Genomic DNA, 20,687 nt, shown 5'->3' with positions numbered 1-20,687 from the left:
CGAGGCCGCCGTCGTCGGACGCGGCCTCAATTCCGCGTCCCTGGGCTTCTACCGCTACGGGCAGCGCATCGCGCAGATTCCGGTCCGCTTCATCGTGGAAGTCGGTGCGGTATCGCTGTTTCCGGCCTTCGCCCGGATCGCCGAGGAGGGCGATCCGAGCCGACTGTCGGGCGCGTATCTGCGGGCCATCCGGCTCACCACATTCGGCGCGGCCGCGCTGTCGGGGCTGATCATCGTCTTCGGCGAGCAGACGGTGGTGCTCGTCTTCGGCGCGCGCTGGCGCGAGGCGGGCGCGGTGGTGGTCGCCATGGCGGGCCTGGGTTTGGGCAAGGCGTGGATGAGCGTGGGCGAGGAGGCCATCAAGGGCGCCGGGCGCACCGCACTGCTCAACTGGCAGACCGCGGTCGAACTCGGTCTCGGAATCGGCCTGCTATTGCTCGGCATTCACTTCTTCGGACTGATCGGCGTCGGCCTGGCGACCTCGGCGACCATGCTGATCGTCGGCGTGCTGGTGACCGCGCTGGCGCGCTCGGTGATGGGTGTGCGGATACGCGATCTGATCCGGGCGGTCGGTCCGCCATTGCCCGCGGCCGCCATCGCCATCGGCGTCACCTGGGTCCTGGAACACCGGGTGCTGCACTCCGACCACCGGCCGATCCTGCTCGGGCTGGGTCTGCTCATCACCGGCGTGCTCGCGTTCGTGGTGCTCTACCTGCTCGTCATGTATGTCCTGGCACCCGACATCATCGTCGGGATCTTCCGGCTTGCCGCCCGGTTGACCGGCCGTTTGCGCCGTAACAGCGGGGCCCGGCGCGCGATAATCCCCAACGCGCGGCTCCGAACTTCGAGGGAGACGAATTGAACAGCGCCACAACGGTTCACCTGCGCAGACTCTGGCGCCGGAAATGGGTGATCCTGGCGATCACCGTGCTGGCGCTGGCGTTGGGATTCGTCTCGACCCGGGATCTGCAACCCAGCTACACCAGCCGGCTCACCCTGACCATCGGCTCGCCCAACCGCGCGCCCGATCAGGACGCGGTGCTCTCGGTCGGCTACGCGCAGTACTTCATGGACCCCGCCTACCAGTCGAAACTGCGTGCGGCCGGGGCGGTTCCGGCCGGGGCGACGCTGACCGCGCGGACCGTGGCGTCGAGTCCCATCCTGTATCTCGAGGGGACCGCCTCGAAGCCGCAGGTCGCCAAGGACGCGGCGACCAAGGCGGGCAGCGCCTTCCGCGACGAGATCAATACGAGTCTGCGGGCCGCGCAGGACGCCGCCATCGCCGCGGTGCGCAAGCCCTTCGACGATATCCGCGCCGCCAACGGCGCGGTCAGCGATGCCTCGCTGACCCAGATGCAGGATCAGATCAACCGCATCAATGCCGACACCTCGAACAAGCTCATCGATCTGCAGGCCGCCTCGGATCCGGTGCGCAACGAGCCGTCGCGGCTGCCGGGGCTGCTGACCTACGGGGTGGGCGGACTGCTGGCCGGTGTGGTCGTGGCCTTCGTGCTGGGCCTGACCGCGCGGCGGCTGCGGACCGCCGATGACATCGAGCAGAAGCTCGGCCTCGACGCCATCGCGGTGGTGCCGGGACGGTCGAGCAAGCGAGCGAGCCTGCGCGACAAGGCATTCCAGCAGATCGCCACCGCGGTCGGCCTGGCCGCCCCGGCGAAGCGGGCGACGGTGGTGGTGACCGCGCCCGAATCCGAGGACGGCATCGCCGCCGTGGCCCGGGCCGTCGCCGAGGAACGCGCACGGCAGGGGGTGCGCACCATCCTGGTGCACGCCGATCTGCGCCGTCCGTCGGGCACCGGCGTCGCGGAGGTGGTCGCCGAGCGCCTGGAGCTGGACGGGGTGCTGATGGGGACGCGTATGCCGCAGCTGCGGGAGTTGGCCCCGGGCAGCACCGGCGAGGACCCGTTCACCGCGCTGAGCCGGGAACGCTTCGCGCGCTTGCTGTCCGGGCTGTTCGAGCGCGCCGATCTGGTGGTGGTCATCGCCCCGCCGGTCAATGACGCGGTGGAGGTTCAGGTGCTGGCGGCGGAGGCGGTATCGACCGTCCTGGTGCTCGACCGGAACACCACGGTGGCGGCGGCCCGCCGGGCGCGGCGCGTGCTCGAGGGCGTCGACGCCGAGGTGCTGGGCGCGGTGTTGATCGAGGAGTCCGAACCCGAGGAGAAGGTCAGCGCGCCGGAATCGGCGGACCCGCCGACCGAGCGCATCCGCTGGACCCATACGCCCCCCGCTCAGCCGATCAGTCCACGAAAATGACGAGACGGCAACGGGCCCTGTGGGTCTCGACGAGTATGGCGACGCGCGGCGGGGTGGCGTCGTTCGTTCGCGATATGCGTGCCACCCCGCTGTGGGACGAATGGCACATCGACCACGTGGCCACCCACCGCGACGGCAGCATCGCCACCAAGCTCGCGGCCTATCAGGTGTCGGTCTTCGTCTATCTGTACCGGCTGCTGGTGCGGCGCCCGGCGGTGGTGCACCTGCACATGTCCTCCTACGGCAGCTTCCCGCGCAAGTACATGTTCGAACTGCTGGCCCGCGTGCTGCGTATCCCGGTGGTGCTGCATGTGCACGGCTCGGATTTCAGTGTGTTCTACGACGGGGCTTCACCGTCGCTGCGGGCCGCGATCCGCGATGCGCTCAGCGGCGCCGCGGTGGTGATCGCGCTCGGTGAGCCGTGGGCCGCTGCCCTGCGCGAGATCGCCCCGGAGGCTCGAATCACGGTGGTGTCCAATGCCATCCGGCCGAACACCCCGGTCGATCAGCGCTCGGGGCTACCGGTGCAGGTGCTGTTCCTCGGTGAGGTCGGCGAGCGCAAGGGCACGTTCACGCTTCTGGAGGCCTGGCATCGGATGATGACCGAGCGGGCCGCCGTGGCGCCGCCGCCGCGGTTGCTGGTGGCCGGGGACGGCGCGGTGGAGCGCGCCCGCAAGATGGTCGCGGATCTGGGGTGCGCCTCCAGTGTCGAGATCGCCGGATGGCTGGAGCCGCAACGGGTTCCGGAGCTTCTCACCGCTTCGCAGGTGCTGGTGCTGCCCTCGCATCGGGAGGGCCAGCCGATGGCCATCCTGGAGGCCATGGCGCGCGGGCTGTGCGTGGTGACCTGTCCGGTCGGCGGCATCCCGGATCTGATCGACGAGCGTAGCGGTGTCATGGTCGCGCCCGGTGACGCCGAGGAACTGGCCGAGGCGCTCGGGCGGGTGGTCGGCGACGCCGCGCTGCGAGAGCGCTTGGGAGCGGCGGCTTTACAGCGGGTCCGCGAGGAATTCGATATCGATGTGGTGTGGCGGCGCTTCGACGGGCTGTACCGGGAGATCACCCGGTGAGCGCGGTCGGGCCGGGTCCGCTGCGCGTGCTCTACCTGGTCCCGGACCTGCGGGTCGGTGGGGCCGAACGACATGTGACCACGCTCATGCCGCATCTCGACCGGACTCGGTTCACGCCGTCGGTGCTGTGTATCGGTGAAGAGGGCGCGCTGTTCGGTGATCTGGTGGCCGCCGGGGTGCCCGCGCGGGCGCTGCACCGGACCAAACGCCAAGCGGTACGGGCGCTCTGGGATATCGTGCGGTACCTGCGGCGTGAGCGCCCCGATGTGGTGATCACTCGTGGCTACAACGCCGAAGGACTCGGCCGGGTCGCCGCCTGGCTCACGAGGGTGCCGAATTCCATTGTGTGGGTGCACAATCACGGTGATATCGAGCCCCGCGGCCGCGCCCGGGAGCTGGCCGACCGGGTGTTGGACCGGTGTACGGCCGCCTACTTCGGGGTCGCTCGGGCTCAGATCGAGTACATGACTGATGATCTCGGGTACGGACGGGACAAGATCCGGATCGTCCACAACGGGGTGGATCCCGCGTTGTACGAGACCGGCGACGATCGGAGTGCCGTCGCCGAATCGGGCCTCGGAGTCGAGGATCTGATCGTCGGGATCGTGGCCGCGCTGCGCCCGGAGAAGGACCACGAGACCTTCCTGCGTGCCGCGCGCCGGGTGGCCGACGCCGTGCCGCGGGCCCGCTTCCTGATCGTCGGCGACGGTCCGGAGCGGCCCCGGATCGAGGCGCTGACCAGCGAATTGGGCCTGGGGGACCGGGTGGTGCTCGCCGGTTCGCGCCCCGACGTGCCGGACCTGCTGCGCGCCATGGACGTCGTGGTGCTCAGCTCGCACAGCGTCGAATGCTTCCCGATGGCGCTGCTCGAGGCCATGGCGGCGGCCCGGCCCGCGGTGTGCACGGCGGTGGGCGGGGTGCCGGAACTGATCGACGACGGCGTGACCGGCCACCTGGTGCCGCCGCGCGATCCGAATGCCCTGGCGGACAAGCTGATCGACGTGCTGTCGGATGACGCGCGCCGCCGGGGGATGGGTGCCGCCGCAAGGGTGCGGGTGGAAACCGAATTCAGTCTGAAGACCAGTATCACGGCCGCCGAACGAGCCGTGGAGGAAGTTGCGCGCAGGGGATGACAAGCATGGCGGGACAACACATTCTGATCTTGGTGGAGAACCTGTCGGTGCCCTTCGACCGGCGGGTGTGGCAGGAGAGCCGCGCCCTGGTCGACGCCGGCTACCGGGTCACGGTCATCTGCCCCCAGGGGACCAAACAGGATCGCGAGGCCGAGGCGACCATCGAGGGCGTCCACATCCTGCGCTATCCGCTGCGCGCCGCCACCGGCGGACCGGCCGGATATCTGCGCGAATACTCCCTCGCGCTCTTCCATACCCTGCGTTTGGCGCTGCGGGTGCGCCGCGCGGGGCCGATCGACGCGGTGCACGCCTGCAATCCGCCCGACCTGCTGTTCCTCATCGCCCTGGTATTGCGCCTGGGTGGCACCCGCTTCGTATTCGACCATCACGACCTGGTCCCCGAACTGTTCCTGTCCCGCTTCGAGGGCGGCGGCAAGCTGCTCTACCGGGCCTCGATGTTGTTGGAGCGCTTGACCTTCGCATGCGCCGACGCGGTCATCTCCACCAACGAGAGCTATCGGCGCGTCGCCATCGAACGCGGGCACATGGACCCGGACAAGGTGACCGTGGTGCGCAGCGCACCGGACCTGTCACGGTTCATCCCGCGTGATCCACAACCCGCGCTCAAACACGGAAAGCCCTATCTCGGAGCATATCTGGGCGTGATGGGGCCCCAGGACGGTGTCGATTACGCGCTGCGCGCCATCGCTCACTTCCGTGATGAGCTCGGACGCGATGACGCCCACTTCATCTTCATGGGCGCGGGCGATGCCTTCGACGATCTGGTCGCCCTGTCGAAGGAGCTGAAGCTCGACGACATGGTGGAATTCACCGGCCGGGTCTCCGACGAGTTCCTGCAGACCTGCCTCTCGACCGCCGACATCTGTCTCTCGCCGGACCCGTACAACCCGCTCAACGACGTCTCCACCATGAACAAGGTCGTCGAATACATGGCCATGTCACGGCCTCTGGTGTCGTTCGAGCTGACCGAGGCGCGGGTGTCCGCGGGCGATGCGGCGGTCTACGTGCCCGCCAATGACGAGGCAGCCTTCGCCGTCGCCATGGCCGAACTGCTCGACGACCCGGTCCGGCGCAAGCAGATGGGCGAACTCGGCCGCGAGCGGGTCGAACGCGAATTGTCCTGGGACACTTCGCGACAGCACCTGCTCGGGTTCTACTCCCGGCTGTTCGAGGCGAACAGCTAGACCCTGGCCGCGCGCAGTTCTTCCCGGTGGGCCCGGCCCGCTTCCAGCGGGTCCACCTTCGGGGGCCGGGGCAGCCGATCGGCCGCCCCGACCGCCGCGCCCACCAGTGCGAACACCATGGTGCTGGGATAGTCGAACAGCCGCAGATCCACGAAAACGCCGCCCAGCACCAGTGATACGAAGGCCGCGGCGGCGGTGAACGCCAGTGGGCGGCCCATCAGCCCCTCGGTCGGCAGCCGCAGATAGGCGAGCAGCAGCTTCCGGGTCAACAGCACCAGCACCGTGAGCCACAACAGCAGCCCGACTATGCCGAGCTCGGCGAGAATGCCCAGCTCGGTCTCGTGGGCCGGAATGCCGAGCCCGCGCTCCCACGGCGTGGTCGGCGAATACTGCTGGTGCCGATAGGTGTTCACCATGACGAACCGGCCCAGACCCCACCCGCTGAACGGCTTCTGGGTCCACGCCCACACCGCGGTCATATCGGCATTTAGCCGGTCGTAGACCTCGTTGGTCGAGGCCACACCGCCGGCCTTGCGGTCGGAGGAGGTGAACGTGGACCAGTTCAGGGCGATCACCGTGACCGCCGAGATCGCGGTCACCACGAATCCGGTGCGAAAACCCTTGCCCACCACGATCGCGATCAGCACCACGACCGCGAAGTCCAGCCAGATCGACCGGGTGTGGGTCAGATACACCGAGAACGCGCACGCCGCCGCGATCACCGCCAGCCCGATCCGCTGCCAGCGCGGCCGCTTCTCACTGCTGATCAGCACCAGCGACAGCACGAATCCGACAATGAGGATCAGCCCGTTGACCTCCGGCTGATTCGGCAGCCCGCACGCGCGCTCGGCCCACGCCGGGGCATAGGCGATGTACTTGGGCCAGATCAGGCTGCGCGGCCCGTAGAACTGCAGAATGCTCACCCACGCCGAGTACGCGCTGCACCCGAGCAGCGTGCCCACCAGGAATCCGGCAGCGTCGCGGCGGGCGAAGATCATGCGCGCGATCAGGTAGGTGGCGAACGGCATGACCGTGCCGATGATGAGATAGCGCCGCAGATCCAGCATCTCACCGGTCAGCGGATACAGGATCGGCGCGTACTCGTGGTCCTGCAGAATCGAATTCAGATTCCACAGCACATACAGCAGCATCGCGATCTCGATCGGCCCGATCGACACCCGCCGGTCCGGACGGCCGCGGATCCACGCCAGCGCCGCGATCACCAGACCGCCGAAGGCCAGCACGAACGGGTCGGTGACGGGCAGAATCTTGGGAATCGCCGGGCGCAGGAACGTGGCCAGCATCATGAACACGAAGGCCCAGCGCGGATCTCGCAGACCGATGACCACCAGCACCGCGGCGAAACCGCCGGCCGCGGCGACCACGCCCAGACCGCCGGGGGCCTTCTTCGACAGCTCGAGCATCACGCCGAGCCCGACCAGCAGCGAGACTCCGATGATCACGAACATCTTGGCTCGCTCGGCGAACCACGCCCGCCCGGGCAGCGCCGCGAGGTCCGGCGGCATCGTGCGCTCCTCGACCTCAGGGCGCTCGGGCGTCATCGGGAGATCCAACGGCTCAGCGGCCCACGGCGTTCGGCCGAATCGATCAGGATCGCGCCCAGCACCTCCGCGCCGACCTGATTGATCGCCCGCACCGCCTCGGTCACGTCCCGCACCCGGGTGCGCCCGCACTCGACGACCAGGATCGTCAGATCCGCGACATCGGCCACGATCTGCGCCTCCGGCGCGATGCTCAGCGGCGCGACCCGCACCACCACCAGATCGGCTGTGGCACCGGCGGTCTGGAGCAGCTCGCGCACGCGGTGGCGGTCGAACAGTTTGTAGGGATCGCCGCCGGAGGCGCCGGAGGCGATCTCGGCGAAACCGTCGGTCCCGGCGCGCGTGACCTCCCGCAGTTCGCGGATGCGGCCCTCCAGATAGTCGACGATGCCCGCCCCGCCGGATCCCGTATCGCGCAGATCGGTGTCCAGATAGATGGTCTTGGTGCCCTGCGCCGCCCGATGCTCGGCCAGCGCCCGCGCCACCTCCGCACCGCCCGGCCCGGGCGAAACCGGTGCCACCGCAATCGAAGTCGGCGTCCGCGTGCATTCCCGCGCGACCAGGTTGGCGACATGCCGCAGCGCCACCTCGCGCCGGGCATCGCGTTTCGCGCCGCCCCCGGCCGGGATCACGTCCAGTGGCCGCACCCCGGTCTTCTCCGCCACGTCGTAGTCGGTGTACAGCCGCCGCGTGCCCGCGCCCGCCATGAGCGCCACCACGCAGCCGAGAATGATCCCGCCGATGATGCCCGCGCCCAGCGTCTTGGTCTTGCCCGGGCCGATCGGGGTCGCGCCCGCGCCGGATTGCAACACGGTCAGCCGGTTCTCGGTGCCCGCGTTGAGCTGATCGATGACCTGCTGCAACTGGATCTGCGCGCTGTAGGCATTGGGGTCATTGGCCGCCAGCCGATCACTCCACATCTTCATCATGGAGGCGGTCATGGCATCGGCGGTCGCGGTGCGGCTCGCGTCGAGCCGCCCGTTGACATCATCGACGTAGAGCTGCGCGATCTTCGGGGCGGCGGCCACCGCGACGGCGGCCGTATTCGCGGACACCTGCACATAGAACAGCGGGCTCGCCGTCACGTACTGCGCCGAGAATCCGTTGATGCCATCGGGAAATCCGGCCTTGTGCCCGAGCGCGGCCTGATACGACGGATCGTTGAGGTAATAGGTGAACCCCTGCGCGAGGATCGCGTCCTGGGTCGGCGGCCGGTTCGAACCGGCCGAGACCAGCACCCGCGCGGTATAGGTCGTGGTGCGGTCGTGCACGGTGTAGAACGCGCCGAACATCACCACCAGCGCCACCGCCGCGACCAGCCAGCGGCGCTGCCAGATCCGGTCGATAACGACGCTGAGCGTACTTCTTGTCATGGTTCCCCCGCTCGTCATCGGTGATCGACCTCCAGCACGACCCGTGTCGGGTTCGTCAGTCCGGTGAGCCGGAATTTGCGCTGCGGGGTCTGGAGTCCGATGAAAGCCTGTGTCACGCCGCGTAGCTGGCTGGCATAGCGCACCTCGCCGACCGTCGTGGTGCTCGGATCGGTCACGGTCGGCGGGCCCGAATAGGGCGCCGCGCCGGAGGTGAACGGATTGGCTGCCTCGCGGATCAGCACCTCGATGACGGACTGGCCGGTCACCGTGAACGGCGTCCGGGTGCCGTTCTGCACCGGCTGGTTCACATAGTGCACCGACCAGCCCGGCACGGCATTACCGGTGAATTCGAAGGTCACCTGATCGGCCGTATTCGTATGCGCCAGCGTGATTCGCGTCAGCCCGATGCCGACCGCACCGGGTTGCGGGGTTTGATTGCGCGCCGCGAACTCGTCGACGGGCACGGTCGTACTCACCGGCACCTTCTGATTCGCCGGATCACCGGATCCACCGCACCCTGCGACACTCCCCACCACGACCAGCGAAACCGCCGTCAGCACCGCCATTCTCGCGCTGCGAGCCACCACCGCGGCCCCACCTCTCTCATCACGCGCCCCCTCGCCACTACGTCCGCTTCCCGGGTATCGTGTCCCGCCCGAACGATGTTTCTCCGTTGGGCGGCGCCGGGTCGACGACCGCGGTCTTGAGCTTTCCACTCGGCGGCCGGGGCAGCATCTCGAACACCCGCACCCGCAACTCCTGGCCGGAACCGAACTGCCGCAGGACGTTCCGGCGCGCGTGCGCGGTGGTGCGGGCCTCGGAGAAGCCGGTGCCGGGCACCACGCGCAGCTCGAAGACACCCGGCCGCAACTGCGCGATCTGCGCCTCGCGCAGGCCGGTCAGATCGTCCACGATGCTCGACGGCAGCGGTAGCGGCCGGCCGTCGGCGGAGGTGAAGGTGTCCTCGACGCGGCCGTCCACCACGCCCAGCAGCGGAAACGCGCGACCGCAGGGGCACGGGCCCGCGGGGGCCGGGCGCACCTCGTCGCCGGTGCGATACCGGAACAGCGGGAATCCCCGGTTCTGCAGCGAGGTTCCGACGATCTCCCAGCGGTCGGGCGCACCCTCGACCGGCAGCAGTTCCACGATCCCGTAATAGGGGAAGACGTGATAGCCGCCCGCCTCGCAGGCCCCGGCCATGGCCGCGCGCTCGGTCTGGCCATAGTGGTCGATGACGGGCGCCTCGAAGACCTGCTCGATGAGGGCCCGCTGGCCGGGCGCCATGACCTCCGAGGAGGTGATCACCGCGCGCACCGGAATCCGGATCTGCCGGTCGCGCAGCAGCGCCGCCAGCAACGCGATGCTCGACGGCCAGCCCTCCACCACATCGGGGGCGAAGCGGCGGATGTCGGCGACGATCCGGTCGAGCCGATCCGGGGTCAGGTGATAGCTCGACACCAGCAACTGCCGGGCGCCCCGTACCGCCAGGGTCGGCGCCTTGCCGCCGGTAGCGAAGGTGTTGCCACGCAGCACGATTCGCCGCGAATTCTCCGGCACCCCGAACCAGCTCCACTGCCGTTCCAGCGCCGCCAGCTCGAACATGGTCGAGGCGAGGGTGCGGTGGCATTCGATGGGCACGCCCGAGGTGCCGCCCGAGCGCACCGAGCGCATGAGCCAGCGCGGCAGCGTACGGAAGTCGTCGGCGCGCTGCGCCAGGTCCTCGCGTGAGAGCAACGGCAGTTTCGGCAGGTCGTCCAGGGTCCGGATGGAGCGGGGATCGATGCCCGAGTTCCGGAAGTACTCGCGGTAGAACGGCGAACGCCGCGCTGCCAGGCACACCAGCTGACGCAGCCGTTGCTCCTGATATGCCCGAATCCCGTCCGCGTCGGCGTGTTCCAGCGCGTCCAGCCGTCTTTGCAGCCGACCTCGTTGCGGATGGGTACGTCGTAGCTGGTACTTCACCGTCAAGGCGACTGTCGATAATGCCATCAATCCGCGATCCCCCAGCCGGTACTCGTGGTTGCTCCGGCGTCGTCTCCACCCCCGACCGCAAGATACACGACAGACACGGGAGCCGTCGCGTACCGCACCGGCCGATGATAACGCGGGCGAATCTCGGAATACATTGGTATAAAACAAATCGGCGGTAGCGACGATCCCTGGTGGTGGGCAGCGTGGACGAGCAAGACCCGCGGGTGGAAGACGGACGAACACGGCGAACAGGCCGCGAACTGGGGGTGAGTGTCTTCGGACTGGGCTACGTCGGCTGTGTTTCGGCGGCCTGCTTCGCAGCGCGGGGACACGCCGTGATCGGCGTGGACGTGAACCCGCAGAAGATCGAGTTCATCCGGCAGGGCCGGACCCCGGTCGTGGAGGAGCGGATCGGCGAACTCATCGCCGAGGTGGTGGCATCCGGGCGGCTGACCGTCACCGAGGACATTGCCGAAGCTGTTGTAAACAGCGATGTTTCGATTGTTTGTGTCGGTACACCCTCCGGCAGCGGCGGCGGGCTCTCGATGGCCTATCTCGAGCGGGTCAGCGAGCAGATCGGGACCGCGCTGGCGGGCAAGGACGGCTGGCATGTGATCGCCTACCGCAGCACCATGGTGCCCGGCACCTGCGAGGACAGCCTCATCCCGATCCTGGAACGCGCCTCCGGCAAGCGGGTCGGCGTCGATTTCGGGGTCTGCGTGAATCCCGAATTCCTGCGCGAGGGCAGCAGCGTGCGCGACTTCGAGAATCCGCCCAAAACCGTTATCGGCGAGAGTGATGCGCGCACCGGCGAGGAGATGACGAGCCTCTACGAGGGGCTGCCCGGGCCGCGTTTCCGGGTGCCGATCGCCGTCGCTGAGATCACCAAGTACGTCGACAACAGCTTCCATGCGCTCAAGGTAACGTTCGGCAACGAGATCGGTGCGCTGTGCGCGACACTCGGGCTGGACTCGCACGCGGTGATGGATATTTTCCTGGCCGACACCAAACTCAATATCAGCCCCGCGTATCTGCGGCCCGGCTTCGCCTTCGGCGGCTCGTGCCTGCCCAAGGACGTGCGCGCCATCAACCACACCGCGCGCCAGCACGATCTGGAACTGCCGGTGCTGCAGAACGTGCTGGTCTCCAATGAGGCGCAGATTCGGCGCGCGGTCGATCTGGTGATCTCGCTGGGGCGCAAGCGGGTTGGCATTTTCGGCCTCTCGTTCAAGGCCGGAACCGACGATCTGCGCGAGAGCCCGATGGTGGAGTTCGCCGAGCGGCTCCTCGGCAAGGGCTACGACGTGCGGATCTACGACGCGAACGTGGCGCTGTCGCGGCTGATGGGCGCGAACCGGGCCTTCATCGAGGAGCGGCTGCCGCACATCGGCGAACTGCTCACCGATGACATCGAGGCCGTGGTGGCGCACGGGGAGATCTTCATCGCCGGATCGAAGGAGCCCGCGGTGGTCGCCGCCGTCGACGGCATCGGCCCGGACCGGACCGTCATCGATCTGGTGCGGCTGCCCGAGGCGGCGAAGCGGCGGCGGCAGCCCGGCTATGTGGGTATCGGATGGTAGGTCCTAGGGGGTTTTCATGGCGGAGGCGACCGCTCCCGCGTTCAGTTTCCTGACGACGGCGTACAAGACCGAGGCGTATCTGCGCGAGACCATCGATTCGGTGGTGGCGCAGACGTTTTCGGACTGGGAGCTGATCGTCGTCGACAACGGGATGTCGGATGAGATCGCGGCGATCGTCGAGTCCTACTCCGCCGATCCGCGCATCCGGCTGGTCCGGCAGGAGAACAAGGGGTACGACGGGGGCGTCATGGCGGCGTCGGCGGTCGCGACCGGGCGCGCCATGGTGGTGCTCGACAGCGACGATCAGGTGATGCCCGGCTTCTGTGAGACCATTCAGGCCGCCTTCGACGCCGATCCCGGTATCGACGCGATCGGCTGCGACGCTTACCGATTCGATGACACCGGGGCCGACCTACCCGTGCCGTACTACCGGTCGACCAATGTGAAGGTGAAGCCGGACCCGGCGCATCGTCTCACTTTGACCGATCTGCTCGGCGGCCTCATGCCGTACTACACGGCGGCCGTGCGGCGGCCCGCCTGGGACGCGGTCGGCGGCTACGACCGCGGCGGGCAGGAGCTGCACGAATCGGTGGCCATCTGGATTCGCATGGTGGACCGCTACGACATCCGGGTGCTGCCGCAACGGCTGGCGCGCTTCCGGATTCGCGGCGACTCGATCACGCGAGACCCGGCCAAGGTCGAAGCCTTCATGGCGGAGCTCGAGCGCTCGTTCTCCTGGGCCGCCCCGACCGATCCGCAGGCCAAGGCCGCGCTGGACAAGACCTTGCGCACGTTCCGGTACTGGGTGCTGCTGCGCAGGGCCCGGGAGGCGTTGCTGGCCAATGACGACCGGGAAGCCCGCCGGGCGGCCCGGGACGCGTTCGGGCAGCGCAAGACCGTGCGCGCGGCGGCGGTCACCGCGGCGGTCACCGTGGCGCCGGGCGTGCTGCGCCGGGTGCACCCGCTCAAACAGCAAGTCTCCGAGGTGTTCACGCACGTCGCGGGCCGTATCGCCGGCGTCGCCCGACGGTGACCGCCGATGATACGGTGACGCCGCGGGAGCCGCTGGAGGGAATCGAGCCGGGCGCGGAGTCCGGCGGGCTGCGGGCGGTGCTGAAGCGGGGTGCGGTGCTCTCGGCCATCGGGGTCGGATCGGTGCAAATCATCGCGCTGGTGCAGACGCTGGTGCTGGCGCATCTGTTGTCGCCCGGGCAGATCGGTGTTTTCACCGCCGGGTCGGTGCTGACGACGTTCGTGGTGGTGTTCTCGCACAGTTCACTGAGTCATGCGCTGATCCAGCGCAGGGACGAGGTCGAGGACGCGGCCGAGACGGTGTTCTGGGTGACGCTGGGGTCGGGGGCGCTCATCGCAGGAGTGCTGCTGGCGACCGCGCCGGTGCTGGCCTCGGTGTTCGGGGACAGCCAGGTGGCGGCGGTCGCGGCGGCCTGTTCGGGCACAGTGCTTTTCACTTCGCTCATGTCGGTGCCGGACGCGATGATGCAGCGGTCGTTCCAATTCCAGCGGCGAGTGATCGTGGATCCGGCCAATGCCGTGGCCTTCGCAGCTGTGTCGATCACGCTGGCCGCGTGCGGGTTCGGGGTGTGGTCGCTGGTGGCGGCCTATTACGCGTCGGTGGTGGTGGCGGCCGCGGCGGCGTGGCGGCTGTGCGGCTGGCGGCCCGGGCGCGGGCGCTTTCGGGTGCGACTGTGGCGGGAGCTGGCGGCGTTCGCGTTTCCGCTGCTGATCGAGAGCACGGTGGAGCGGGCCATCGAGGCGTTCGAGGTGCTGTTCGTCGGGCATCGGCTGCGGACCGACGCGCTGGGCAACTACCGCAACGGTCGCAGGCTGGCGTTCCTGCCGGTGATGGCGATCATTCAAATCTGTTCGTATGTCCTGTTTCCGGCCTTCGCACACATCGCGGGGGATCGGGAGCGGTTCGGCCGGGCCTTCCGGACCGCGCTGAGCTGGATGTGGCTGGCGGTGGTGCCGTCCTCGGCGCTGCTGGCGGTGCTCGGGGAGCCGGCGGTGGTGCTACTGCTCGGCCGCCCGTGGCACGGGGCCGGGGTGCTGGTCGAATCCATGGCCGGGGTGGGCATCGGCTTCGCGCTCATGTCGGTGTGCGCGGAGGCGCTCAAGGGCGCGGGACGGCCGCAGGCGATCAACTGGATGACCGGCGTCGGCGCGGTCACCGCGGTGCCACTGGTGCTGATCCTGGTGTCGCACGGGCTGTTCGGGGTCGGCCTCGCGCTGTCGGTGTCGGCCGTGCTGACCGGACTGACCGGTCTGGGGCTGTCGCGTACCGTGATCGATGTGACCCGTGGTGAACTGGCGCGTTGCCTACTTCCCCCGTTGGCGGCCGCACTGCTGGCCGCGGTCGCGGCAGGCCTGCTCGAGCATCTGGTCCTGCACGCGGGCGACCGGGCCGTCGCGCCCGGACTGGGCCTGCTGATCGTCGAAGTGCTGGCCTTCGCCACGCTGTTTCTCGGTGTGCTGCGGGTGATTTCGCCCGCGAGCCCGGTCTTCGCGGTTCGGCGGCGGTGACGGGGCGACTACGCGGGTGGATGACCCGCCGCCGGTGGGTGCTCGCCGGTCTCGCCCTCGCGATCGTCGCGGCATTGGTTGCCGCGGGTTATCCGGTGTACGTGCGCCCGCAGGTGGACGAGCTGCGGCGCGCGGACGCCATTCTGGTGCTCGGCGGGGAGGGCGTGGACCGCTACGGGTACGGGCTGGAATTGGGGCGTCAGGGTTACGCCTCGACCGTGCTGTTCTCCAATCCCTATGGGGAGTGGACCGATATCGACGAGGTCCGCGAACCGTGCCACACGCCGCAGACCGGATTCACGCTGATCTGTTTCGCGCCGGATCCGTCGACGACGGTGGGGGAGGGCCGGGAGTTACGGCGGCTGGCCGGTGAGCACGGGTGGAAGACGATCATCGTGATCACCATGCGGCCGCATCTGTCTCGGGCGCGCTACATCCTGGAGCGGTGCTTCGACGGTGAGTTGATCATGCGGCCCAGCCCGTTCGACATCGCGCCCTGGTACTGGGTCTGGTCCTATGTCTATCAAACGGCCGGGTATGCCCGGGCGGTCATCGATCGGTGCTGAGGTCCGCGACGCCGTCGCGAGCGGTGTCGATGGCGAGCGTGTGGCGGGTGTCGCCGTCGGTCCATTGCGCGCGGATCTCGTTGCCGGTCTGCTCGATACGCAGATCGTCGACCGTATCCGGGCCGCGGCCCAGGACCGTGACCACCGCGAACGGTGCTGTGCCGGCGCAGTGGGCGCTGATCAGCCAGGCGGGTTCACGGGATTCGAGGCGCTCCGACCACCAGCCCAGATCGGTGGTCTCGTCGCCGCGTAGTGATTCGGTGTCCACGGGGACGGTCGCGGCGTAGGTCAGCGAGAGCAGGGTGTCCCCGCTGGCGGTCACCACGTGACCGTTCTGGGTTTCGCGGACGTCGAGTGCCGGATGCAGCGGCCACGACACGTCCGCGGTGTGGATTCCCTTGCCGGAGAGCAGGTCCACCACGACGATCGCATCGCGGTCCGGGGGCGCGACCAGCCAGCGCCGATGCGTGACCGGATCCGGCAGCCGCAGATAGCCGTCGTGCTCGGCATCGACCACGCCGCACTCGACGTCCACCGCCCGCACCCGGACCCGGGCGTGCGTGCTCCACATGAACGGCCCGGCCACCACGGACTGGGACGCGCCGTCGACGCTCACCGTCGCATGCGCGCGCGTACTGCGGTGCGCAGCACGCCAAGCCGGATGCCCGTAATAGCTGGCCGTGCCCGGGTCACCGATCAGGTCGGTGCCGTCGGCGGCCAGCGTCACCGCGAGCGCGTCCGCGTGCCCGTGCGCGGCGATCGACAGATAGCCGAGCGGGCCGACATCCATCGTGAGGCGGCGGCGGCCGGCGCGCAGCACCACCAGACCGCCATCGGCGGCGTAACCGCTGCCCGGAGCCTGCGGTGCCGCTGCGGATTCCGTGCCGAGGGCGGCCCGCCACCAGGCGGCGGTCACGGTGTCGGTGGCGGCGCGGGCGGCCTCCGGTACGCCGATCAGGGCATCGACGATGCCCAGATGCTCACGCACGGTCCGCACCTCCTCGGGACCCAGGCGCAGCGCGAAACCGCCGTCGTCATCACCGAAGCGCGGCTGCGGATCCTCGTCGCCGACCAGCAGCGCCAGATACCGCGCGCTGCGGGTCATCGCCGCGCCGAGCCGCTCCGGCGGCGTGCCGCGCAGGGCCAGCAACCCGTACACGATCGACAGCAGCTCCACGGTGAAAAGCTGATACGCCACCGCCTGTTCCGCGCCCGCGCCGTCGGGCAGCAGCTGCCGGTCGGCGTGCTCGATGAGCGCGGCCAGGGCGTCGCGCTCCCAGCGGGCCGCGCGCGGCAGCTCCGGCGCCAGGATCGCCACCGTCGCGAGCCCGGTCAGCTCGCCGATGAGGTGATTGTTGGCCGAACTGAACAGTGAGCGCTCGGCCCAGCAGCGCCGCGCGCTCTCTCCGAGCAGCGTCACGATGCGCGCGTAGCGCTCGGGCGTCAAACCCGGTGCGGCGCACAGGCCCTGCACCGCGAGCGCCACCGAGATCGACCGCAGCCCGCATTCGAAGGCTCCGCGCCACGCGATGCCGGTGCCCGGGGGCTGCTGTTCGATCCAGCTGTCGAGGTGCTCGAAGGCGGCCTCGGCGAAGCGGTCCTCGCCGGTGAACAGCCACGCCTGGGCCAGCCAGGGCAGATGCTGCAGGCGATTCAGCTCCCAGATCCACTTGGGGTCGCCCGCGGCGGTGCGATGGTCGATGCGCTCGGAATTCGTACTGGGCCAGCGGATTCCGGCCAGCGCGTCATGGTTCCAGTCGATGCTGCCGCCGATGCCGACCAGTGGGTATCCGAAGAACCGCACCTTGCCCTCGAGGATCTGCTCGGCCGCGGCGAGCAGGGCGGCGACCTCGTCGGGGTGTTGCGCGGCAAGGATTTCGGCGCGCGAGCGATCCAGCAGCACCGGCCTATCGGTGCCCGCGCGGAAGCGCTCGAGCAGTTCCGCCCAGTCCGGTTCGCGCCTGCCGAACAGCGATTGCCGGGCGGTTTCCCAGCTGACCGGACGGTTCATCGCGCGATGCCGCAATCGGCCTGCGCGCCAGATGATCTCCGGTCCGCTCATGGCGCGCAGGCGGTGCAGATACCAGTCCAGGCGACTCACCTGAAGGCCCCTTCCAAAGAGAGTGTGTGCACGCACCCCCCGGGACGAAAACACAACGGAGTGGACGATACCGTGACTAGCGGTTGTGGACCTGCTGACCGGTGAGGGAGGATCAGCGCGTGATCGACTCCAAGGAGAGTCTTCGGCACTACCTCGCCGAAGATCTGGCCGCTAACGGCCTCACGCGCTGGCGGTTGCGATACCGCCTGACACAGCGGCCCGCGTACTTTCAGCGGCTGCTGCGCAAGTCGGAATACTGGGCCAATGTGCGCAGAGATCCGGCCGGTCGGCTCGTGTTCGCCTGGTATGCGCTACGGGTCAAGCTGCTCGGCGAGCGGCTCGGATTCACGGTGCCGCGCAATGTGTTCGGCCCCGGGCTCTCCATCGCGCACACCGGGCTGCTGTGCGTGAACTCCGGCGCCCGGGTCGGGGCGCGCTGCCGGATCCATCACGGGGTGTCGCTGGCCAGCGGTGCGCCGGGGCGCTGGCCGGTGATCGGAGACGATGTGTGGATCGGGCCCAATGCCATCGTCGTGGGTGTCACCATCGGGGATAGGGTGGAAATCAAGGCGGGCGCGGTCGTGACCAAGGATGTTCCGGCGGGGGCGCACGTCGCAGGGGTGCCCGCCAAAATCATCCGGCTGCCCAACGGGGAGCGCCCGGGCGCCGCGGATGTCGATCATCCGGTGCTCGGGATCGCGAATTAGGCGATGCGGCAACGGTTTACAACGACTGACAGCGGCACCGGGGCGCGACTACCCTGAAACTCAGGGCGGCACACAGGGGGAGGAAGTACGTGAGGTTTGACGGCGAACTGGAGACGATGTGTGTGGAATAGCCGGTGTGCGCCGATTCGACGGCGCGCCCGTGAGCAGGGAACTGCTCGCGGAAATGGGCCGGAGACTGCACCATCGGGGTCCGGACGACCAGGGGATCTGGATCGACGGATCGGTCGGTTTCGCGCACACCCGGCTGGCCATCATCGACGTGGACGGCTCGGCGCAGCCGATGGCGGGCTCGGGCGGGAACACCCACATCGCCTACAACGGCGAGGTGCTCAACTATCGCGAACTGCGGGAGGGGCTGGAGTACCCGTTCACCACCCGCGGTGACACCGAGGTGCTGCTCGCGGTGTACGAGAAGCACGGTCCGCCCGGGGTCGGGGCGCTGCGCGGGCAGTTCGCCTACGCCATCCACGATTCCCGCAGCGAAGAGACGCATCTGTTCCGGGACCGGCTGGGCATCCTGCCGCTGTACTACTACCGCACCGAGAGCTTCCTGGCGTTCGCGTCGGAGATCAAAGCGCTGCTGCCGGTGATCGATTCGCCGACGGTGGACACCGCCAGCCTGCACGATTTCCTGGCACACCGGTCGGTACCCGCGCCCTACACCTTCGTGGAGGGCGTGCGGAAGGTGCCGCAGGGGCATCACCTCACCGCGCGGGCCGACGGGACCGTGCGCATCGAGGCGTTCTGGCGGCTGCCGGCGGCGGGGGAGACCCTGGCCGTCACGCCCGAGCGTGCGGTCGATCTGCTCGACGACGCGTTGATGGATTCTGTTCGCGACGCGCTGGTCGCCGACGTACCGGTCGGTGCCTACCTATCCGGTGGTGTGGACAGCAGCCTGATCTGCGCGCTGGTGGCCCGGCAGCGCAATGGCGAAGGACTGCACACCTTCTCCGCCGCGTTCGGGGACGAGCGGGTGGACGAGACCGAATGGGCGCGGGTCGCCGCCAAGATCGTGGGCAGCGATCATCACGAGACCATTGTCAGCCCCGCCGATTTCGAGGAGAGCTGGGCGCGGCTGAGCTGGAATCGGGATTCGCCGCTGTCCGAACCGGCCGACGTGGCCATCTACCGGCTGGCTGAGCTGGCGCGCGATCACGTGAAGGTGGTGCTCTCGGGCGAGGGCAGCGACGAATTGTTCGGCGGCTACCCGAAATACCGGTACGCGCGCACCACCTGCTACGCGGGCGCACTGCCGGGCGGGCCGCTGCGGGCGCTGGAGGGGCGGCTGTCACCGCGACAGGCGCGGCTCTCGGTGGCCTTGCGCGCCCTGTCCGAACCCAACTACGCCGAACGCATGCGGGGCTGGTTCGCCCCTTTCACGGCCCGCGAACGCACCCGGCTGCTGGGCGGGCCGCCCGAGCGCACCGTGCTCGAGCCGTACCTGGACGGCCGGGGAGACCCGTTGCGGCGCATGCTCTATGCCGATGTGCACACCTGGCTGGCCGACAACCTGCTCGAACGCGGCGACCGCATGTCCATGGCGGCCTCGCTGGAGCTGCGTCCGCCCTTTCTCGACCATCGGGTCGCCGAGCTGGCGTTCCGGCTGCCGAGCGAGTTCAAGGTGCGCGGGGGCACCACCAAGTGGCTGGTGAAAGAGGTGGCGCGGCGCCATCTTCCGGACGAGCTGGTGGATCGCCCCAAGGTCGGGTTCAAGGTGCCGCTGGACGCCTGGTTCCGCGGACATCTGCGCGAGATGGCCTTCGACCTGCTGACCGGGCCGTCCTCGTTCGTCGGGGGCATCTGCGACGTGGGGGAGGTGCGTCGCCTCCTGGAGGGGCATATCGCGGGGCTGCGAGATGAGCAGCCCCGGATCTGGACCCTGCTGTCGCTCGAGGTCTGGCACCGCGAATTCCAGCGCCAGATCGCCTCGCCGAGCTGAATGCGAGGTGCCGCCCGGTTTCCCGGGCGGCACCGCTGTCCATCCGGGGGCACCGCCGCCTTCGCTGTGAACCTTCAGTACGCGCCGTCGCTGCGGGCGACGGCGAAGATCGTCTTCCGGATGATCAGCAGGTCCTGCACCATGGACCAGTTCTCGACGTAGGACAGGTCCAGGCGCACGGATTCGTCCCAGGACAGATCCGAGCGGCCCGACACCTGCCACAGTCCGGTCAGACCCGGCTTGACCAGCAAGCGCCGCCGCACCTTTCGGTCGTAGCGCTCCACCTCGCCGCGCAGCGGCGGGCGCGGGCCGACCACGCTCATCTCACCGCGCAGCACATTGATGAACTGGGGCAGCTCGTCGAGGCTGTACTTGCGCAGGATCCGGCCGATGGAGGTGACGCGCGGATCCTCGCGCATCTTGAACAGCGGTCCGGCGCCGTCATTGGCGGCCAGCAGGTCGCCCAGGTCGCGATCCGCGCCGGTGCGCATGCTGCGGAACTTGATCATGCGAAAAGGCGCGCCGTCCAAGCCGATTCGCTCGGACAGATAGAAGACCGGGCCCGGGCTGGTGAGCTTGATGGCGATGGCCGCGATCACCATGACCGGCAGGGCAGCCAGCAGCGCCGCCGCGGCGAAGACGAA

General features: G+C 69.0%; 17 protein-coding genes. 11 read left to right on the top strand and 6 right to left on the bottom strand.

Going from position 1 to position 20,687, the window contains the following annotated elements:
* The 5 genes from ON43_RS36200 to ON43_RS36180 all read left to right on the top strand — a co-directional run.
* A partial coding sequence (locus ON43_RS36200; protein ID WP_157514312.1) for an oligosaccharide flippase family protein occupies positions 1 to 862 on the top strand: 862 nt, incomplete at its 5' end.
* Positions 859 to 2,274, top strand: coding sequence for a Wzz/FepE/Etk N-terminal domain-containing protein (locus ON43_RS36195; RefSeq protein WP_040814958.1), 1,416 nt, complete (start codon positions 859 to 861; stop codon positions 2,272 to 2,274). The genes ON43_RS36200 and ON43_RS36195, both read left to right, overlap by 4 nt.
* Complete coding sequence (locus ON43_RS36190; protein WP_063712695.1) at positions 2,271 to 3,344, top strand: glycosyltransferase family 4 protein; 1,074 nt, start codon at positions 2,271 to 2,273, stop codon at positions 3,342 to 3,344. Before ON43_RS36195 ends, ON43_RS36190 begins: the two co-directional genes overlap by 4 nt.
* A complete protein-coding gene (locus ON43_RS36185; protein WP_245568920.1) occupies positions 3,341 to 4,477 on the top strand; it encodes a glycosyltransferase in 1,137 nt (378 codons plus the stop codon). Before ON43_RS36190 ends, ON43_RS36185 begins: the two co-directional genes overlap by 4 nt.
* Positions 4,478 to 4,482: 5 nt before the next feature.
* Positions 4,483 to 5,682 (top strand): glycosyltransferase family 4 protein, encoded by a 1,200-nt coding sequence (locus ON43_RS36180; protein ID WP_218003457.1) that lies wholly within the window; start codon positions 4,483 to 4,485, stop codon positions 5,680 to 5,682.
* On the opposite strand, the gene ON43_RS36175 is transcribed toward ON43_RS36180, so the two are convergent.
* The 4 genes from ON43_RS36175 to ON43_RS36160 are packed head-to-tail and all read right to left on the bottom strand — an operon-like array spanning position 5,679 to position 10,606.
* A complete protein-coding gene (locus tag ON43_RS36175) occupies positions 5,679 to 7,244 on the bottom strand; it encodes an O-antigen ligase family protein (RefSeq protein ID WP_157514311.1) in 1,566 nt (521 codons plus the stop codon). The genes ON43_RS36180 and ON43_RS36175 overlap by 4 nt on opposite strands.
* A complete protein-coding gene (locus ON43_RS36170) occupies positions 7,241 to 8,617 on the bottom strand; it encodes a P-loop NTPase family protein (RefSeq protein ID WP_040814954.1) in 1,377 nt (458 codons plus the stop codon). Before ON43_RS36170 ends, ON43_RS36175 begins: the two co-directional genes overlap by 4 nt.
* Positions 8,618 to 8,631: 14 nt before the next feature.
* Entirely contained in the window at positions 8,632 to 9,204 is a 573-nt protein-coding gene (locus ON43_RS43020; protein WP_157514310.1) for an AMIN-like domain-containing (lipo)protein, read from the bottom strand.
* Positions 9,205 to 9,241: 37 nt separating this feature from the next.
* Complete coding sequence (locus ON43_RS36160) at positions 9,242 to 10,606, bottom strand: phenylacetate--CoA ligase family protein (protein ID WP_051179701.1); 1,365 nt, start codon at positions 10,604 to 10,606, stop codon at positions 9,242 to 9,244.
* Between the two features lie 248 nt (positions 10,607 to 10,854).
* Here ON43_RS36160 and ON43_RS36155 point away from each other — a divergent pair, with 248 nt between their 5' ends.
* Genes ON43_RS36155 through ON43_RS36140 form a run of 4 tightly spaced genes read left to right on the top strand, consistent with a single transcriptional unit; the run spans position 10,855 to position 15,275 of the window.
* On the top strand, positions 10,855 to 12,168 hold the full coding sequence (locus ON43_RS36155) for a nucleotide sugar dehydrogenase (RefSeq protein WP_245568919.1): 1,314 nt from the start codon (positions 10,855 to 10,857) through the stop codon (positions 12,166 to 12,168).
* Positions 12,169 to 12,184: 16 nt separating this feature from the next.
* Positions 12,185 to 13,201 (top strand): glycosyltransferase family 2 protein, encoded by a 1,017-nt coding sequence (locus ON43_RS36150; RefSeq protein WP_051179700.1) that lies wholly within the window; start codon positions 12,185 to 12,187, stop codon positions 13,199 to 13,201.
* Positions 13,198 to 14,709 (top strand): lipopolysaccharide biosynthesis protein, encoded by a 1,512-nt coding sequence (locus ON43_RS36145; RefSeq protein ID WP_051179699.1) that lies wholly within the window; start codon positions 13,198 to 13,200, stop codon positions 14,707 to 14,709. The genes ON43_RS36150 and ON43_RS36145 overlap by 4 nt, the downstream gene beginning before the upstream one ends.
* Before the next feature lie 20 nt (positions 14,710 to 14,729).
* Positions 14,730 to 15,275, top strand: coding sequence for a YdcF family protein (locus tag ON43_RS36140; protein WP_051179698.1), 546 nt, complete (start codon positions 14,730 to 14,732; stop codon positions 15,273 to 15,275).
* Here ON43_RS36140 and ON43_RS36135 read toward each other — a convergent pair.
* Positions 15,259 to 17,376 carry a heparinase II/III family protein gene (locus tag ON43_RS36135; protein WP_040814953.1) on the bottom strand — a complete coding sequence of 706 codons (2,118 nt, stop codon included), beginning with the start codon at positions 17,374 to 17,376 and terminating at the stop codon, positions 15,259 to 15,261. The two genes, ON43_RS36140 and ON43_RS36135, sit on opposite strands and share 17 nt — an antisense overlap.
* 119 nt (positions 17,377 to 17,495) lie before the next feature.
* Here ON43_RS36135 and ON43_RS36130 point away from each other — a divergent pair, with 119 nt between their 5' ends.
* Positions 17,496 to 18,083, top strand: coding sequence for a DapH/DapD/GlmU-related protein (locus ON43_RS36130; RefSeq protein ID WP_051179697.1), 588 nt, complete (start codon positions 17,496 to 17,498; stop codon positions 18,081 to 18,083).
* A gap of 118 nt (positions 18,084 to 18,201) precedes the next feature.
* A complete protein-coding gene (asnB, locus tag ON43_RS36125; RefSeq protein ID WP_040814952.1) occupies positions 18,202 to 20,043 on the top strand; it encodes an asparagine synthase (glutamine-hydrolyzing) in 1,842 nt (613 codons plus the stop codon).
* A 74-nt stretch (positions 20,044 to 20,117) separates the two neighbouring features.
* Here the strand turns inward: asnB and ON43_RS36120 are convergent.
* A partial coding sequence (locus ON43_RS36120) for a sugar transferase (protein ID WP_040814951.1) occupies positions 20,118 to 20,687 on the bottom strand: 570 nt, incomplete at its 5' end.

Origin of the sequence: Nocardia concava NBRC 100430, from assembly GCF_000308815.1 — a bacterium.
Classification (GTDB): Bacteria; Actinomycetota; Actinomycetes; order Mycobacteriales; family Mycobacteriaceae; genus Nocardia; species Nocardia concava.
The sequence above is the reverse complement of the archived record's forward strand: the minus strand, read 5'-3'. Positions and strand labels throughout refer to the sequence as shown.

What these genes read in the sequence shown, in the direction of transcription:
- ON43_RS36190 (WP_063712695.1), top strand. Translation starts at nt 2,271, where the DNA reads ATGACGAGACGGCAACGGGCCCTGTGGGTCTCGACGAGTATGGCGACG.
- ON43_RS36180 (WP_218003457.1), top strand. Translation starts at nt 4,483, where the DNA reads ATGGCGGGACAACACATTCTGATCTTGGTGGAGAACCTGTCGGTGCCC.
- ON43_RS36175 (WP_157514311.1), bottom strand. Translation starts at nt 7,244, where the DNA reads ATGACGCCCGAGCGCCCTGAGGTCGAGGAGCGCACGATGCCGCCGGAC.
- ON43_RS36170 (WP_040814954.1), bottom strand. Translation starts at nt 8,617, where the DNA reads ATGACAAGAAGTACGCTCAGCGTCGTTATCGACCGGATCTGGCAGCGC.
- ON43_RS36160 (WP_051179701.1), bottom strand. Translation starts at nt 10,606, where the DNA reads ATGGCATTATCGACAGTCGCCTTGACGGTGAAGTACCAGCTACGACGT.
- ON43_RS36150 (WP_051179700.1), top strand. Translation starts at nt 12,185, where the DNA reads ATGGCGGAGGCGACCGCTCCCGCGTTCAGTTTCCTGACGACGGCGTAC.
- ON43_RS36140 (WP_051179698.1), top strand. Translation starts at nt 14,730, where the DNA reads ATGACCCGCCGCCGGTGGGTGCTCGCCGGTCTCGCCCTCGCGATCGTC.